The 15,034-nt window shown below is 73.2% G+C and carries 14 protein-coding genes; 8 read left to right on the top strand and 6 right to left on the bottom strand.

Annotated elements, in window-relative coordinates; all coding sequences use genetic code 11:
• The first annotated feature begins 363 nt into the window (after nt 1-363).
• Nucleotides 364-1,098 (top strand): ferritin-like fold-containing protein, encoded by a 735-nt coding sequence (locus tag ABZ565_RS26450; RefSeq protein ID WP_143625044.1) that lies wholly within the window; start codon nt 364-366, stop codon nt 1,096-1,098.
• 12 nt (nt 1,099-1,110) lie between these two features.
• Here ABZ565_RS26450 and ABZ565_RS26445 read toward each other — a convergent pair whose 3' ends face one another.
• The 4 genes from ABZ565_RS26445 to ABZ565_RS26430 all read right to left on the bottom strand — a co-directional run bounded on the left by ABZ565_RS26445 (nt 1,111) and on the right by ABZ565_RS26430 (nt 2,953).
• Complete coding sequence (locus tag ABZ565_RS26445) at nt 1,111-1,380, bottom strand: hypothetical protein (protein ID WP_361031742.1); 270 nt, start codon at nt 1,378-1,380, stop codon at nt 1,111-1,113.
• Between the two features lie 188 nt (nt 1,381-1,568).
• On the bottom strand, nt 1,569-1,796 hold the full coding sequence (locus tag ABZ565_RS26440) for a DUF3107 domain-containing protein (RefSeq protein ID WP_024490505.1): 228 nt from the start codon (nt 1,794-1,796) through the stop codon (nt 1,569-1,571).
• Nucleotides 1,797-1,927: 131 nt separating this feature from the next.
• Entirely contained in the window at nt 1,928-2,569 is a 642-nt protein-coding gene (locus ABZ565_RS26435; RefSeq protein WP_018105511.1) for a TetR/AcrR family transcriptional regulator, read from the bottom strand.
• Nucleotides 2,570-2,737: 168 nt separating this feature from the next.
• Nucleotides 2,738-2,953 carry a hypothetical protein gene (locus tag ABZ565_RS26430; protein WP_361031739.1) on the bottom strand — a complete coding sequence of 72 codons (216 nt, stop codon included), beginning with the start codon at nt 2,951-2,953 and terminating at the stop codon, nt 2,738-2,740.
• Nucleotides 2,954-3,063: 110 nt separating this feature from the next.
• Here ABZ565_RS26430 and ABZ565_RS26425 point away from each other — a divergent pair, with 110 nt between their 5' ends.
• The 7 genes from ABZ565_RS26425 (at nt 3,064) to moeZ (ending at nt 11,757) form a co-directional block, all read left to right on the top strand.
• Nucleotides 3,064-4,029 (top strand): alpha/beta hydrolase, encoded by a 966-nt coding sequence (locus ABZ565_RS26425; protein ID WP_361031736.1) that lies wholly within the window; start codon nt 3,064-3,066, stop codon nt 4,027-4,029.
• Nucleotides 4,014-5,366 (top strand): DUF3152 domain-containing protein, encoded by a 1,353-nt coding sequence (locus ABZ565_RS26420; RefSeq protein ID WP_361031733.1) that lies wholly within the window; start codon nt 4,014-4,016, stop codon nt 5,364-5,366. The genes ABZ565_RS26425 and ABZ565_RS26420 overlap by 16 nt, the downstream gene beginning before the upstream one ends.
• Nucleotides 5,367-5,545: 179 nt before the next feature.
• The gene (locus tag ABZ565_RS26415) at nt 5,546-7,294 is read left to right on the top strand and encodes a glycosyltransferase (protein WP_361031730.1); all 1,749 of its coding nucleotides are present in this window, start codon (nt 5,546-5,548) and stop codon (nt 7,292-7,294) included.
• 61 nt (nt 7,295-7,355) lie between these two features.
• The gene (locus tag ABZ565_RS26410) at nt 7,356-8,552 is read left to right on the top strand and encodes a hypothetical protein (protein WP_361031727.1); all 1,197 of its coding nucleotides are present in this window, start codon (nt 7,356-7,358) and stop codon (nt 8,550-8,552) included.
• Between the two features lie 160 nt (nt 8,553-8,712).
• Nucleotides 8,713-9,678, top strand: a complete 966-nt coding sequence (locus ABZ565_RS26405) for an NAD-dependent epimerase/dehydratase family protein (RefSeq protein WP_073964087.1) — start codon at nt 8,713-8,715, stop codon at nt 9,676-9,678.
• The gene (locus tag ABZ565_RS26400; protein ID WP_361031724.1) at nt 9,666-10,493 is read left to right on the top strand and encodes a spherulation-specific family 4 protein; all 828 of its coding nucleotides are present in this window, start codon (nt 9,666-9,668) and stop codon (nt 10,491-10,493) included. The genes ABZ565_RS26405 and ABZ565_RS26400 overlap by 13 nt, the downstream gene beginning before the upstream one ends.
• Before the next feature lie 85 nt (nt 10,494-10,578).
• Nucleotides 10,579-11,757: an adenylyltransferase/sulfurtransferase MoeZ gene (gene moeZ / locus ABZ565_RS26395; RefSeq protein ID WP_361031721.1), complete on the top strand. Its 1,179-nt coding sequence runs from the start codon at nt 10,579-10,581 to the stop codon at nt 11,755-11,757.
• A 62-nt stretch (nt 11,758-11,819) separates the two neighbouring features.
• On the opposite strand, the gene ABZ565_RS26390 is transcribed toward moeZ, so the two are convergent.
• Both ABZ565_RS26390 and ABZ565_RS26385 read right to left on the bottom strand, forming a co-directional pair.
• Nucleotides 11,820-13,337: an alpha/beta hydrolase gene (locus ABZ565_RS26390; RefSeq protein ID WP_361031718.1), complete on the bottom strand. Its 1,518-nt coding sequence runs from the start codon at nt 13,335-13,337 to the stop codon at nt 11,820-11,822.
• 71 nt (nt 13,338-13,408) lie between these two features.
• Entirely contained in the window at nt 13,409-15,007 is a 1,599-nt protein-coding gene (locus ABZ565_RS26385; RefSeq protein WP_361031715.1) for an alpha/beta hydrolase, read from the bottom strand.
• Nucleotides 15,008-15,034: the final 27 nt, after the last annotated feature.

The raw sequence follows: 15,034 nt of genomic DNA, 5'->3' as shown, positions 1-15,034 counted from the left end.
AGACGCGGTCCGAGGCGAACGAAGGGGGTCGTACCGTGCCGGGGTTGGTCATCCGGCGGATGGGCCGGGTGGCGCGGGACCACTGCCGTCGCTCGAGCGCTCGTGCCGCTGAGGGGGCCCCTCATCTGCGGTCGTACGTGTGCACGCACCGCGTGGAGGGCTGTCGGGTCGGAGCCGATCGGGCCACCGACCGGGCATCCTCATTCAATTTCGCGCCACGAGCAGATGCAAAGTGCTCAGTAAGCGCATTACCACTGTACCCCGGATCCGCGCATCTGTGTTGGGCGAATTCGTCGGAACGGTGTGACGTCGGTCGTCGGGCGGGCCCTTCCGCCGCCGCCCGGGCGGGCTATTCTGCGCTGCATGGAGACGCCTGACAACGCCAACGAAGCCCCCGCGACGACCAGAATCGCCGACCAGGACTGGGCCACCGCGTCCGCGCAGCCGCAGTACCGGGCCGCCGTCGTGGACCTGCTGGGTGCCCTCGCCTACGGGGAGCTCGCGGCCTTCGAGCGGCTGGCCGAGGACGCCAAGCTGGCGCCGACGCTGGCCGACAAGGCGGAGCTGGCGAAGATGGCGTCCGCCGAGTTCCACCACTTCGAGCGGCTGACGGAGCGGCTGACCGCCATCGAGGTCGAGCCGACCGCCGCCATGGAGCCCTTCGCCCGGGCGCTGGACGACTTCCACCGCCAGACCGCCCCGTCGGACTGGCTGGAGGGCCTGGTCAAGGCGTACGTCGGCGACTCGATCGCCAGCGACTTCTACCGGGAGGTCGCGGTCCGCCTGGACTCCGACACCCGCTCGCTCGTGCTGGCCGTGCTGGACGACACCGGCCACGGCAACTTCGCCGTCGAGAAGGTGCGCGCGGCGATCGAGGCGGACCCGAGGGTCGGCGGCCGGCTGGCGCTGTGGGCGCGGCGGCTGATGGGCGAGGCGCTGTCGCAGGCGCAGCGCGTGGTCGCGGACCGCGACGCACTGTCGACCATGCTGGTCGGCGGGGTCGCCGACGGCTTCGACCTGGCGGAGGTGGGCCGGATGTTCTCCCGGATCACCGAGGCGCACACCAAGCGCATGGCCGCCCTGGGGCTGGCCGCGTAAACCGGCCGGGGGTCAGGCGGCGGCCGACCGGCGCAGCCGGCGGCCGCGGGGCCGGATCAGCAGGGACACCGTCACGGCGGCGATCAGCACGGCGCCCACCACGACGGCCGCCGCGTGGCCCGGGCCGAGCACCGAGTGCATCAGGGACGCGCCGAACAGGCCGCCGAGCGCCCCCGTGCCGAACACGGTCCGGCGGGCCGGGAGCCGGCCGGGGAGCGAGCGCAGCGCCGCCCAGGAGAGGACCACTCCGAGCACGACGGCGCTCAACGTTTCCAGGATCACGGACGATCACCTCGCAGATATACGGAACGGGTGCTTCGGTTCTGCTGGTAGTACCCGTGAGCAGCCGCTCACAACCCTCCCGCGCACAGGCTTCGCCCAGCCGCCGCACAGCTGATCCGGGTACGGGCGCCGAATGAGGAGCGGCCCGGCGGGGAATCCCGCCGGGCCGCTCCTCGCGTTCGTACGCTCTACAGCGCGCCGAACCCCACCCGTCGGGTGCTGGGCTCGCCGATCTCCACGTAGGCGATCCGGTCGGCCGGCACCAGGACCTTGCGGCCCTTCTCGTCCGTGAGGCTGAGCAGCTGCGCCTTGCCGGCGAGAGCCTCGGACACCGCGCTCTCGACCTCTTCGGCGGAAAGCCCGCTCTCCAGAACGATCTCCCGGGGCGTGTGCTGCACCCCGATCTTGACCTCCACGGCTATGTCCCTCCGACGGTCAGTCCCTGCGCGGCGAACCGCGCCGTACGCAGCACACATTAGCCCGCTGAGGGGACTCGTCAGGGCGGCCCCGGCCACGCCCGCAGCGAACACGGGCGCATGCCGGCCGCTCAGTGCTGATCGATGCCGTGCAGCGGGAAGCCGGCGATGCCGCGCCAGGCCAGCGAGGTGAGCAGCTGGACCGCGGTGTCGCGCGGAATGGCCGACCGGCTCGACAGCCAGTAGCGGGCGACCACCTGGGACACCCCGCCGAGGCCCACCGCCAGGAGCATGGACTCGTCCTTGGAAAGGCCCGTGTCGCCCGCGATCACGTCGGAGATCGCCTCGGCGCACTGGAGCGAGACCCGGTCCACGCGCTCGCGCACGGCGGGCTCGTTGGTCAGGTCGGACTCGAAGACCAGCCGGAAGGCGCCGCCCTCGTCCTCCACGTACGCGAAGTACGCGTCCATCGTCGCGGCCACCCGCAGCTTGTTGTCCGTGGTCGACGCCAGCGCCGTACGCACCGCCTGGAGCAGCGACTCGCAGTGCTGGTCGAGAAGGGCCAGGTAGAGCTCCAGCTTGCCCGGGAAGTGCTGGTAGAGCACCGGCTTGCTGACCCCGGCGCGCTCCGCGATGTCGTCCATCGCCGCGGAGTGGTAGCCCTGCGCGACGAAGACCTCCTGCGCGGCTCCCAGGAGCTGGTTGCGTCGGGCGCGGCGGGGCAGGCGAGTGCCCCGCGGGCGCGCCGCCTCGGTCTGCTCGATGGCTGTCACGCCGCCTCCCAAATTCGTGGTCCGGCACAGCGGTTCCGTACGTGCCGCGCCCTACCGACATCGTACTTTTGGGTAACCCCGGTATGCGCGGCGCGGACGCAGAATTTCACGGACCGGACGGCTGCGGTAGCCGCAGATTGTCCGCCCCGGTGGGCAGAGCGGGACGTATCAGCGGTAATCGTCCTCATCCTGTGGGACCACGCGCGCCTGGTCCGCCGCGTCCGCCTCGCTGGCGCCGCCGCGGTCGAGGTCCGTGAGCGGTTCGTCGCTCTCCGGGCGGAGGTCGGCGTGCTGCTCGGCGGCGTCCGCCTCGGGCGTCTCCTGGTCGGGCTCGTCCGGCTGGACGTCCTCGAAGGTCTCCGGATCCCTCGGGTCGACCGTCATGGTGACTCCCTTCCTCGGTTCGAGCCTATGAGGTACCCCGTGAAGCCGCTATGCGATCGTGTGACGGCGAACACATGAACCCCGGTGTGATCATCTCGTAACATTGCCGCATGTCTTCGACCGAGCTGCCGGGAGTCCGCGCCGCCGCCGCGGCGGTGTCACCCACGGTGAGCGCCGTCAGGGTCGCGGAGGGGGAGCGGCTGCGCTCCGTCGAGCTGCCCGGGCTGACGCTCACCGTCCGTTCGCGGCCGTCCCGGGGGTCCGGGCTGCCGTCGGCCCTCTTCGTGCACGGGCTCGGCGGCTCGTCGCAGAACTGGTCGGCGCTGATGCCGCTCCTGGAGGACCTGGCCGACTGCGAGGCGGTCGACCTGCCCGGCTTCGGCGACTCGCCGCCGCCGGACGACGGCAATTACTCGGTCACCGGACACGCCCGCGCCGTCATCCGCCTGCTGGACGCCCAGGAGCGCGGCCCCGTCCACCTGTTCGGCAACTCGATGGGCGGCGCGATCGCCACCCGGGTCGCCGCGGTCCGCCCCGACCTGGTGCGTACGCTCACCCTGATCTCGCCCGCGCTCCCGGAGATCCGGGTCCAGCGCACCGCCGCCCCGACCGCACTGCTCGCACTGCCGGGCGTCGCCTCCCTGTTCGCCCGGCTCTCCCGGGACTGGACCGCGGAGGAACGCACCCACGGAGTCATGGCACTCTGTTACGGCGATCCGGCACGGGTCTCCGAGGCAGGCTTCCGCGACGCGGTGGCCGAAATGGAGCGCCGGCTGGAACTGCCGTACTTCTGGGACGCCATGGCGCGTTCCGCCCGTGGCATCGTCGACGCGTACACGCTGGGCGGACAGCACGGGCTGTGGCGCCAGGCCGAGCGGGTGCTCGCGCCGACCCAGCTGGTGTACGGCGGACGGGACCGGCTCGTCTCGTTCCGGATGGCCCGCAGGGCGTCCGCGGCCTTCCGCGACGCGCGCCTGCTGACACTGCCCGATGCCGGGCACGTGGCGATGATGGAGTACCCGGAGGCGGTCGCCCAGGCGTTCCGGGAATTGCTCGACGAATGCGGCGGGAGCTGATCCAGGGCGTGGGACGACACAGCCGGAAGGGCCCTGCGCCCAGCGCGCCCGGGACCGGGCAGGCGGAGCCGGACGAAGCGGGGCGCGAGGCCGCCCGGCCCGTCGCCGGCACCGGACGGCGCAGACGGCAGGCGGGGACCGCGCCCTTCGCGGGGGCGCCCGAGGTGCGCGGCGGCCACCCCGCGGCGCCCGAGGTGCGCGGCGGCCACCCCGAACAGCGTGAACCCGGCGGCGGCTGGGGTGCGGGCCCCGTGCGCGCCCCGGGGCGCCCCGGCCTCCAGGCGCCCGCGCCCGGCGCGCGTCCGGGCGCTCCGCGCGCCCCGCACCACCCGCAGGCCACGGGCACCCGGCCGCTGATACCGGGCCCGCGGCGCGAGTTCGTCGACGCCTTCGACAGCGCGCCCGCGCCGCCCGCCCCGCGGCGGCGCGATCCGGTGTCCGACGACCCGTACCGCTCCGTCACCGACTGGGACGCCCGCGAGCCGGAGCCCCGGCGCGACGAGGACGCGGCCCCGGCCGGGGAGGCCAGGGGCGGTAAGGGCCGTACGTTCACCGGTATCGCGGCCGCCGCGGTGACCGCCGTGCTCGCGGTCGTCGTCTCCGGGCAGGTCGCCCATGACAGCACCTCGGCGAAGGGTGCCGCGCAGGCCGCGGGGGTGGACCGGGACGACGCGGACGACGCCTCCCGTTCGGACAGCCGTACGACACCCTCGCCCGAGGCCGTCAAGCCCCTCACGTATGAACAGAAAATGGCCAAGCCCTATCCGCTGTCGCCGGCGCTGACGGGCTCGGGGAAGTTCGAGACCGTGCCCGGCTCCGCCAAGGCGCCCGGCAAGGGCACGATCCACCGCTACCGGATCGACGTGGAGAAGGGCCTCGGGCTCGACGCCCAGCTGTTCGCCCAGGCCGTCCAGAAGACCCTCAACGACGACCGGAGCTGGGCGCACGACGGCGACATGACCTTCGAACGGGTCTCCGAGGGCGATCCGGACTTCGTCATCACGCTGGCCAGCCCCGGCACCACCGGAAAGTGGTGCGCCAAGTCCGGCCTGGACACCATGGAGGACAACGTCTCCTGCGACTCGGCCGCCACCGAGCGCGTGATGATCAACGCCTACCGCTGGGCACAGGGTTCGGCCACCTTCGGGCCCGACAAGCTGTTCTCGTACCGGCAGATGCTCATCAACCACGAGGTCGGCCACCGGCTCGGCCACAACCACGTGAGCTGCCGGACGGAGGGCGCGCTCGCGCCGGTCATGCAGCAGCAGACCAAGACGCTGGATCTCAACGGCATCGAATGCCGCCCGAATCCCTGGGTCTACCCCACGGCTGAGTAACCCTCAGTCTCTATAGCGCGACAGAACGCTATTTCGCCGGGAAAGTTACGCCGGTTCACCCCTTTCGGTGGCGCGATGGACAACCGTCCGTCGCGCCACCGGCGTATCCGCTTACGGTCGTCCCGCCGCGAGTCGCCGAAGGAACGGCGGCCGCTCACTAGGGAGATGGGGGTGCGCTCGTGCGGATCGGACTGCTCACCGACGGTGGTTATCCGTACGCGACCGGTGAGTCCAGGCTCTGGTGCGACCGGCTCGTACGCGGGCTCGCCCAGCACGAGTTCGACCTCTTCGCGCTCAGCCGTTCCGCCGAACAGGAGGCGGCCGGCCGGGTCCGGCTCCCTCCCCAGGTCGCCGGCGTGCGCACCGCCCCCCTGTGGACCACCGACGAGGACGCCCTCGGCCTGCACGCCCCCCGGGGACCGCTGGCCCGGCTGCTGACCGGCGGGGGCGCGCGGACGTACGCCCGGCGTGAACGGCGGCGCTTCGCGGCCCACTTCGCGGACCTCGCGGCCTCCGTCTGCGCCGCCGCGGACAGCGAGCGGGGCCGCACGGGCGCGGCGGCCGGCGGCCTCGCGGAGGGCGACGCCGAAGCGCGGCCCGGGGACGAGCGGTTCACCCGAGGGCTCTACGGCCTGGCCGAACTCGCCTGGGAACACGGCGGACTGCCCGCCGCCCTGCGCTCCGAGACGGCCGTGCGCATCCTGGAGGCCGCCTGCCGGGCGCCCGGCACCGGGCGCACCGTCCAGACCGCCACCGTCACCGACCTGCTCGCCTTCACCGCCGAGCTGGACCGGGTGCTGCGGCCCCTCTCCCTCGACTGGTACGAGGAGGACGGCCTCGGTGCCGTGGACCTCTGCCACGCGACGGCGGGCGGTGCCGCCGCCCTGCCGGGTCTGCTGGCCAAACGCTTCTTCGGGGTGCCGCTGCTGGTCACCGAGCACTCCGTGCGGGTGCGGGCGCACTATCTCGCGTCCGGCGGTGCGCCGGTCGGCGCGCCGGTGCGGGCCCTCCTCGCGAACCTGCACGGACGGCTCGCCACCGAGGTGTACCGGGAGGCCTCGCTCATCACCCCCGGCAACACCCACGCCCGCCGCTGGCAGGAGCGCTGCGGCGCCGACCCCGCGAAGGTGCGGACCGTGTACCCCGGCATGGACGCGGCCCGGTTCGCCGCGCTCGGCGAGAGCGAGGACGGCGGCGGACCCGACACGCTCGTCTGGGTCGGCCGCATCGAGCCGGCCAAGGACCTGATCGGCCTCCTGCGCGCCTTCGCCGAGGTGCGCCTCGCCGAGCCGGACGCCCGGCTGCGGATCATCGGTGCCCCGGCCCCGGGCCCGGCGGGCGCCGACTACCTGGGCCGCTGCCGCACGCTGGCCGACGAGCTCTTCCCCGAGCAGGACGCCGTCGCCTTCGAGGAGATCGGCGGGCCCGAGGTCCCGGAGCTGGCCCAGGCGTACGCGGCGGGCGGCGTCGTGGTGCTCTCCAGCGTGGTCGAGGGCTTCCCGATCAGCCTGGTCGAGGCGATGTTCTGCGGCCGGGCCACGGTGTCGACGGACGTCGGCGCGGTGGTCGAGGTCATCGGCGGTACGGGTCTCGTGGTCCCGCCGCGCAACCCCCGGGCGCTCGCGGACGCCTGCGTCGCGCTCCTGCGCGACCCGGGGCGCCGTGCGCGCCTGGGTGCGGCGGCGCGCGCCCGGGCACTCGAACTCTTCACCGTCGAACAGAATCTCGCCGCCTTCCACGGCATCTACCTGGAGCTGATCGCGCGGGCGCCGGTACGCGAGAGGCCGCAGCCCGCCGCCCACGACGGCCCACGCCCCTTCGCCACCCCGCCGGAGGCCCACGTCCTGGGCCTCTGGCCGGAGCCGCCCGGCCGGGAGCACACCGACCGCACCCCCAGCTGGGCGGGCGCGGGGAGCGGCGATGCGTAGCCGTGGGACGGCGGAGCCGCCCGCCCCGGCACCGGGCGAAGAGCACCACGGAGGAACGACGATGAGCCGCGAGGGCCACCAGGGGGACGCCGCCTCGGCGGCCGACGCCGGAGTCGGGGGCGCGCCCGCGCGCGCCCCCGAAGTGGCACACGCGCATCCCGCCCCGCGCAAGACCGCGGTCGGCCGGCGGGGGACCGCCGACCCGGTGCGGGCGCTCATGCACCGCCACCGGGAACTGTGCGAACGAGCCGTCGATCCGCTGGAGATCGCCGCCGGTCTGGAGGCCCACGGCGTCACCGACCGCACCGCCGCCCGCTACCGGCACCGGGACGTGTTCTCGCTCGCCGAGGAGCTCTTCGCCAGGGTCCCGGCGGTCGCGGGGGCGCCCGTGACGCCGGGCCCCGCTCCGGCGCGCGACGTCACGACGCGCGCCGCCTGGTCCCTGCGCGCCCTGCTTCCCGGCGCCGCCTGCCTGGCGACGCTCGTCGCGCTCGGGCTGACCGACGGGGTGCTCGGCGGCGACGCCCGGCTCGCCATCGGCTCAGCCGGGGCCCTCCTCGCGCTCATCGGCCTCGCCCTCGCGCTGCGCACCGGCCCGCTGAGCGCCCGGGACGGGGCGGGGGCGTCCGGCACCGCCGCGCTCTGCGCCTGCTGGCTGCTCGGCTACGTCCTGTACGGCGACGACCTGCTCCACCAGGTCCTCAGCGGCGGCCCCGAAGGCTCCTGGACGCTGACCCCGGCACCCCTGCTGGGACTCGCCGTCGCGGTGGCCCCGGCCGCCTGGTGCACGCACCTCTTCGCCCTGTCCGCGCACCGCCGACTGCACGGCAGCCACGCGCTGGACGAGTTCGGAGCGGGCGTGCGCCCCCCGCTGTTCGGCGCCGTCGCACTCTTCGTCTGCGCCCTCGCCGCGCTGCTGTACCTGGCCCGCCTCGCCTTCGGCACCGGCGGCTCACCGGCCGGGGCCGCCGCCCTCGGGGTCCTGCTCCTGCTGGCCCGGCTCCTGACCGTCCACGGCTACCCCGAACCCGCCGCCACCGGACTCGCCGCCGCCTGCGCCATGGAGGCCGCGGCCCCCGCCCTGATCCTGGCCGGGCGGCTGCCCGGCCTCCACGCGGTCGCCCGCCCCGTCGACGCCCTCATCGAGGCGGCGGGCGCCGGGGTGGTGCCCGTACTGGCCTGCGGCACCGCCGCCCTCGGCCTGCTGATCACCGCCGTACTCGCCCTCTCCCGGGCATCCGCCCACGCCGCCCCCTGAGGCGGCCCCCGAGCCCCCGCGGAGCCGACGCCGCGGGCCGTCACCACCAGAACCGTACGCACCGAGACGTACGGAACAGCCCTCAAGGAGACACCGACATGACCCGCCAATCCCCCGCACCGGCAGCCCGCCGTCGGCCCTCAGGCCGGGGCGGTGCGCGATGAGGGTGCTGCTGCTCGGAGCCAACGGATTCATCGGCCGGTTCGTGGCCGACCGGCTGCTCGCCGACCCCGCCGTCCACCTCACCGCGCTCGGCCGGGGCGACGACGCCGACGTGCGGTTCGACCTCGCGACCGGCAGCCCCGGAGCGCTCACCCGCTTCCTGGACGCCGTCCACCCCGGGGTCGTCGTCAACTGCGCCGGCGCGACCCGGGGCGGCGCGCGCGACCTCACCCGGCACAACACCGTCGCCGTCGCCACCGTCTGCGAGGCGATGCGGCGCAGCCGCTGCACCGCCCGCCTGGTCCAGGTCGGCTGCGCGTCGGAGTACGGGCCCTCCCAGCCCGGGTCCTCCACCGCCGAGGACGCCATCCCGCGCCCCGGCGGCCCGTACGGCGTCAGCAAGCTCGCGGCCACCGAGCTCGTCCTCGGCTCCGGGCTCGACGCGGTGGTCCTGCGGGTCTTCTCGCCGGTCGGCCCGGGCACCCCGGCCGGTTCCCCGCTCGGCCGGCTCGCCGAGGCGATGCGCCGCACCATGCAGGCGGGGGACGGCGAGCTCAAGCTCAGCGGCCTCGGCGTGCAGCGGGACTTCGTGGACGTACGCGATGTGGCGCGTGCCGTGCACGCCGCCTCGCTCTCCGCCGCGCAGGGCGTCGTCAACATCGGCACCGGCCGGGCCGTCCGGCTGCGGGACGCGGCGGCCGTCCTCGCCAAGGTCGCCGGATACGCCGGCGCGCTCCACGAGCTGGACACGCCCCCCGCCCGCCTCCCCATCGGCGCCCCCCGCACCTCCACCGAGTCGGTCATCGAACACCTCTCGGCCACCCCGTCCCCGTACCCGGACGGCTGCGGCGCCTGGCAGCAGGCCGACGTCCGCACCGCGCGGGACCGGCTCGGCTGGCGCCCCCGGATCAACCTGGAGGAATCGCTCGCCGATATCTGGATGGAGGCGGCGTGCCGTATCTGACCAGCACCGGCACCGCCCGGCGCACCAGCGGCGCCGACCGGATCGGCTTCGGTGTCCCCGGCTACGCCCACCCGCTGCTCGCCCCCGCCGAGTGGGCCGAGCTGACCCGCCCCGGCACCCCGCTGCACTGGGCCGTCCTCAACATCGACAACGGCCCCGGCAGCAGGCCCGACCCGCACTGCCTGGAGGCCGCCGGCCGGCTCCGTAACGCCCGCGCCCGCGCGCTGCGCGAAGGGGACCCGCGCGACGCCGTACGGGCGTCCGGCGGCAGGCTGCTCGGACAGCTCGACCTCGCCCACGGCACGCGGCCGTTCGGGGAACTGCTCGCCGACGCCCGGTCCTACCTGGACTGGTACCGGGTGGACGGCTTCTACCTCGACCGCTGCCCGGCCGGCCGCGCCGAGCTGCCGGCCGTCCGCCGGCTCACCGGCACCCTGCGGGCCTTCCTCGGGAAGGACGACGGCCACCTCGTGCTGGGGCACGACACCCATCCGTTCCCGGGCTACGCGGAGACCGGCGACCAGCTCGTCACGTTCCGGGGCGCGTGGAGCGACTACCGCTGGTCGCAGGTGGCGGAGTGGACCGCGGTCTACCCGCCCGGCCGCTTCGCGCACTTCGTGCACGGTGTTCCGCGCACGCATCTGGAGGAGGCGATGCGCATCGCCCGCTGGCAGGGCGCCGGGACGATCTTCTTCACCGACCGCGGCGGACGGGCCGGTCCGGGGAACAGTCGCGGACAAAGCGATCCATTCGCGGCACTGCCCAGGTACTGGGACGAAATCGTCTCGCGGATCGGACCTGGTATCTCGGAATGAGGAGGGGCGTGGCAGTGTTACCGGAAGAACAACCGTACGTAGTCGAAGTACGTAGAAACCGACCACCTGCATTGTTGAGGTTCCTGTGTCGCTGCCACCCCTGGTCGAGCCAGCTGCTGAGCTCACCGTCGACGAGGTCCGCAGGTACTCCCGCCACCTGATCATCCCGGATGTCGGGATGGACGGGCAGAAGCGGCTGAAGAACGCGAAGGTGCTCTGTGTCGGCGCCGGCGGCCTCGGTTCGCCGGCCCTGATGTACATGGCCGCCGCCGGTGTCGGCACGCTCGGCATCGTGGAGTTCGACGAGGTAGACGAGTCGAACCTGCAGCGCCAGGTCATCCACAGCCAGGGCGACATCGGCAAGTCCAAGGCCCAGTCGGCCAAGGAGACGGTCCAGGGCATCAACCCCCTGGTCAACGTCGTCCTTCACGAGGAGCGGCTGGAAGCCGACAACGTGATGGACATCTTCTCCCAGTACGACCTGATCGTGGACGGCACGGACAACTTCGCCACCCGCTATCTCGTCAACGACGCCGCGGTCCTGCTGAACAAGCCCTACGTCTGGGGCTCGATCTACCGCTTCGACGGCCAGGCGTCCGTGTTCTGGTCCGAGCACGGACCCTGCTACCGCTGCCTCTACCCGGAGCCGCCCCCGCCGGGCATGGTTCCGTCCTGCGCCGAGGGCGGCGTCCTCGGCGTGCTCTGCGCCTCCATCGGCTCGATCCAGGTCAACGAGGCCATCAAGCTGCTCGCCGGCATCGGTGACCCGCTGGTCGGCCGGCTGATGATCTACGACGCCCTGGAGATGCAGTACCGCCAGGTCAAGGTGCGCAAGGATCCCGACTGCGCGGTCTGCGGCGAGAACCCCACCGTCACCGAGCTCATCGACTACGAGGCGTTCTGCGGCGTCGTGTCGGAGGAGGCCCAGGAGGCGGCGGCCGGTTCGACCATCACTCCGAAGCAGCTCAAGGAGTGGATCGACGCCGACGAGAAGATCGAGATCATCGACGTCCGCGAGCCGAACGAGTACGAGATCGTCGCGATCCCGGGCTCCCGGCTGATCCCGAAGAACGAGTTCCTGATGGGCAACGCCCTCCAGGACCTCCCGCAGGACAGGCGCATCGTCCTGAACTGCAAGACGGGTGTCCGCAGTGCGGAAGTCCTCGCGGTCCTCAAGTCGGCGGGCTTCGCCGACGCGGTCCACGTGGGCGGCGGCGTGGTCGGCTGGGTCAACCAGATCGAGCCCGAGAAGCCGGTCTACTAGAACGTCCGGAAGGGGCCGGTCCGCATCGCGCGGACCGGCCCCTTCCGCGTTCTCGAGCGCCGTTACGAGCAGGTCTTGCCGTCCACCGGGACCTCCCCGTCCAGGAAGTACGAGTCCACGGTGGACGTCACACAGCTGTTGCCGCCGTACGCGCCATGCCCCTCGCCCTCGTTGGAGAGCAGTACACCGACGCCCTCGCCCAGCTCGTCCGCCATCCGGCGGGCGCCCTCGTACGGCGTGGCCGGGTCGCCGGTCGTCCCCACGACCAGGACCGGACCGGCGCCCGGGGCGCTCGCCTCCGGGTCGTCGTGCTCGCCCGCCACCGGCCAGCCGGAGCACCAGCCCGCCGTGTCCCAGGCCAGGAACGGGCCGAAGACCGGGGACAGCTTCCGGAACTCGGGCAGCAGCGCCTTCGCCTCGGCCGCCGTGGGCCGCGCCTTGCCGTCCGCGCAGGAGATGGCCCGCTGCGAGTGGTTCTGGGTGTCGTAGTGGCCGTTCTCGTCCCGGCCGTTGTACGAGTCGGCGAGCTGGAGCAGCGTGGCGCCGCTGCCGTTCTCGGCCTCGTCCAGGGCGCGGGTGAGGGTGGGCCAGCTGTCCTTGGAGTAGAGGGGGGTCACGATGCCGGTGATCGCCAGCGATTCGTTGAGCTCGCGGTCCGTGCCGGTCGGCAGCGGCTCGGCGTCGATCCGCTTCAGCAGCGCCGCGACCCGCCGGGTGCCCGCCTTCGGGTCCTCGCCGCGGTCCTCGAAGTAGTTCTCCAGCGCCCGCTGGAAGCCGGTCGCCTGGTTGCGCGCGTGCCCGGTGGCGTCCGCGGTCGGGTCGACGACCGCGTCCAGGACCGTACGCCCCACGTGCTCCGGGAAGAGGTGGGCGTACGTGCCGCCCAGCTCGGTGCCGTACGACATGCCGAAGTACGTCAGCTTCTCGTCCCCGAGGGCCTGACGGATCAGGTCCATGTCGCGGGCGGCGTTCGTCGTGCCGACGTAGGGGAGGACCTTGCCGGACAGGCGTGCGCAGCCGGCCCCGAAGTCGGCGCCGTCCGCCATGAACGCCGCCTCCTCGGCCGCCGTGTCCGGGGTCATGTCCACATGCTGGTACGCCTTCTCCTGCGCCTTGTCGTCGCGGCACCGCACCCCGGCGCTCTGCGCCACCCCGCGCGGGTCGAAGCCCACCAGGTCGTAACGGGAGTTGAGGGTGGCGTACCCTGCGGCGGCGCGCGGCAGTATCGAGACGCCCGAACCGCCGGGCCCGCCGAAGTTGAAGAGCATCGAGCCCAGGCGCTTGCCCCGGTCCGTGGCCTCCTTGCGGATCAGGGCGATGCCGATCGTGTCGCCCTTCGGCTTCGCGTAGTCCAGCGGCACCTTCACCGTCGCGCAGCGCCACTCGGAGCCCGGCGCCTCACCGCCCTCGGAAGCCTCGCAACGGGCCCAGTCCAGGTGCTGCGAGGCGGACGACGAGGCGGTGCCGCCGTCCGCCCGCTTGCCCGGCTTGTCGTCCGTACCGTCCTCGCAGCCCGCGAGCACCCCCGTCAGCAGCAGTGCGGCGGCGGCCAGTGTCCCGGCCCGTGCGTGTGCGACCACGTGTGCGTTCCCTCCCCGTCGAGCGCTGCCCGTACGGCAGTTCGCCCATCGTAGGGGGGCCCGTGGCCGTCCTAGCCGCAGACCGTGCCGGCCTCCGGGACCTTGCCGTCGAGCAGATAGCCGCCGACCGCCTTCTGCACGCAGGCGTCGCCGCTGTTGTACGCGCCGTGCCCCTGGCCCTTGTACGTCATCTCCACGCCGACGCCCTCGCCCAGTTCCCCGGCCATCGCCTTGGCGCCCTCGTACGGGGTCGCCGGGTCGCCGGTGTTGCCGATGACGAGGATGGGGGCGGAGCCGGGGGCGCTGACGTCGGGGGTCTTCCAGGTGCCCTTGACCGGCCAGTCGGTGCATCCCATCAGGCCCCAGCCCAGGTAGTTCCCGAAGACCGCCGAGGCGTCGCGGAATTCGGGGAGCTTCGCCCTGGTCTGCTCCAGCGTGAACCGCTCGCGGGAGTCGGCGCAGCTGATCGCGGAGTAGGCGGCGGCGGAGTTGTCGTAGCGTCCGTCGTCGGAGCGGCCGTTGAGGGAGTCGGCGAGCGCCAGGAGCAGGGAGCCGTTCCCGCCGTCGGCCTCGTCCACACCTTGTTCCAGCAGCGGCCAGGTCTCCTTGGAGTAGAGGGCCGCCGCGATGCCGGTGGTGGCCTGGGTCTCGGTCAGCTTGCGGGCGCCGATGCCCTTGATGGGCTTCTTCTCCAGCCGGTCCAGCAGGGAGGAGATGCCCTGCTCGATCTCCTTCGCGTCGGACCCGGGCAGCTTGCAGGCGTCACCCCGGTCCGCGCAGTCCTTCGTGAAGTTGTCCAGGGCGAGCTGGAAGCCCTTGGCCTGGTTCAGCGAGGACTGCTCGGCGTCCTCGGTGGGGTCGACCACCGCGTCCAGGACCGCCCGGCCGACCTTCTTGGGGAACAGGTGCGCGTAGACGCCGCCCAGCTCGGTGCCGTACGAGATGCCGAAGTAGTACAGCTTGTCGTCGCCGAGCACGTGGCGCATCAGGTCCATGTCGCGGGCGGCATTGGTGGTGCCGACGTACGGAAGCTGCTCACCGGACCGCTTCTCGCAGGCGGCGGCGAACCTCTTGGTGTCCTGGACGAACGCCTTCTCCTCCGTCGCGTCGTCCGGGGTGCCGTCCTCCTGGTAGCGGGCGTCCAGCTGCTTGTCGGTCTCGCACTCGACGCCGTCGCTGTTCCCCACTCCGCGCGGGTCGAAGCTCACCAGGTCGTACCGGGCGCGCAGCTTGTCGTACGCCGTACCGAATGCGGGCAGGGTGGCGACGCCCGAGCCGCCGGGGCCGCCGAAGTTGAAGATGAGTGAGCCGATCCGCTTCTTCGGGCTGATCGCCTTCGCGCGGATGAGCGCCAGCTCGATGGTGTCGCCGTCCGGCTTCGCGTAGTCGAGGGGGGCCTTCATGGAGGCGCACTCCCAGTTGGCCCCGCCGGGCAGCGGGGAGGGCGGGTTTCCGCCGCCCTGGGCCTGGGAAGGCGCGGGGCACTTCTTCCACGTCAGCTTCTGGGAGGCGAGGCCGGACGGGCTGCCGGTGGCGGCGTTCGCCGCGCGGCCCTGGCTCGTCGGGCCGGCGGGTTCCTTGTCACCGCCGTCCGCACAGCCGGCGAGGGGGAGCAGCACGGTCACGGTGGCGGCGAGGGCCGCGGCGCGCAGGGCAGGGGAGGTCCTCATCGCTCCATGCTGCGGTGGCGGCGGGGC

The organism is Streptomyces sp. NPDC016469, assembly GCF_040632905.1.
Lineage (GTDB): Bacteria > Actinomycetota > Actinomycetes > Streptomycetales > Streptomycetaceae > Streptomyces.
Note: the sequence above shows the minus strand (reverse complement) of the source record. Positions and strands in the feature narration are given on the sequence as shown.

Coding starts and splice junctions, on each gene's coding strand:
- ABZ565_RS26450 (WP_143625044.1), top strand. CDS start 364: ATGGAGACGCCTGACAACGCCAACGAAGCCCCCGCGACGACCAGAATC.
- ABZ565_RS26430 (WP_361031739.1), bottom strand. CDS start 2,953: ATGACGGTCGACCCGAGGGATCCGGAGACCTTCGAGGACGTCCAGCCG.
- ABZ565_RS26425 (WP_361031736.1), top strand. CDS start 3,064: ATGTCTTCGACCGAGCTGCCGGGAGTCCGCGCCGCCGCCGCGGCGGTG.
- ABZ565_RS26420 (WP_361031733.1), top strand. CDS start 4,014: ATGCGGCGGGAGCTGATCCAGGGCGTGGGACGACACAGCCGGAAGGGC.
- ABZ565_RS26410 (WP_361031727.1), top strand. CDS start 7,356: ATGAGCCGCGAGGGCCACCAGGGGGACGCCGCCTCGGCGGCCGACGCC.
- ABZ565_RS26405 (WP_073964087.1), top strand. CDS start 8,713: ATGAGGGTGCTGCTGCTCGGAGCCAACGGATTCATCGGCCGGTTCGTG.
- ABZ565_RS26385 (WP_361031715.1), bottom strand. CDS start 15,007: ATGAGGACCTCCCCTGCCCTGCGCGCCGCGGCCCTCGCCGCCACCGTG.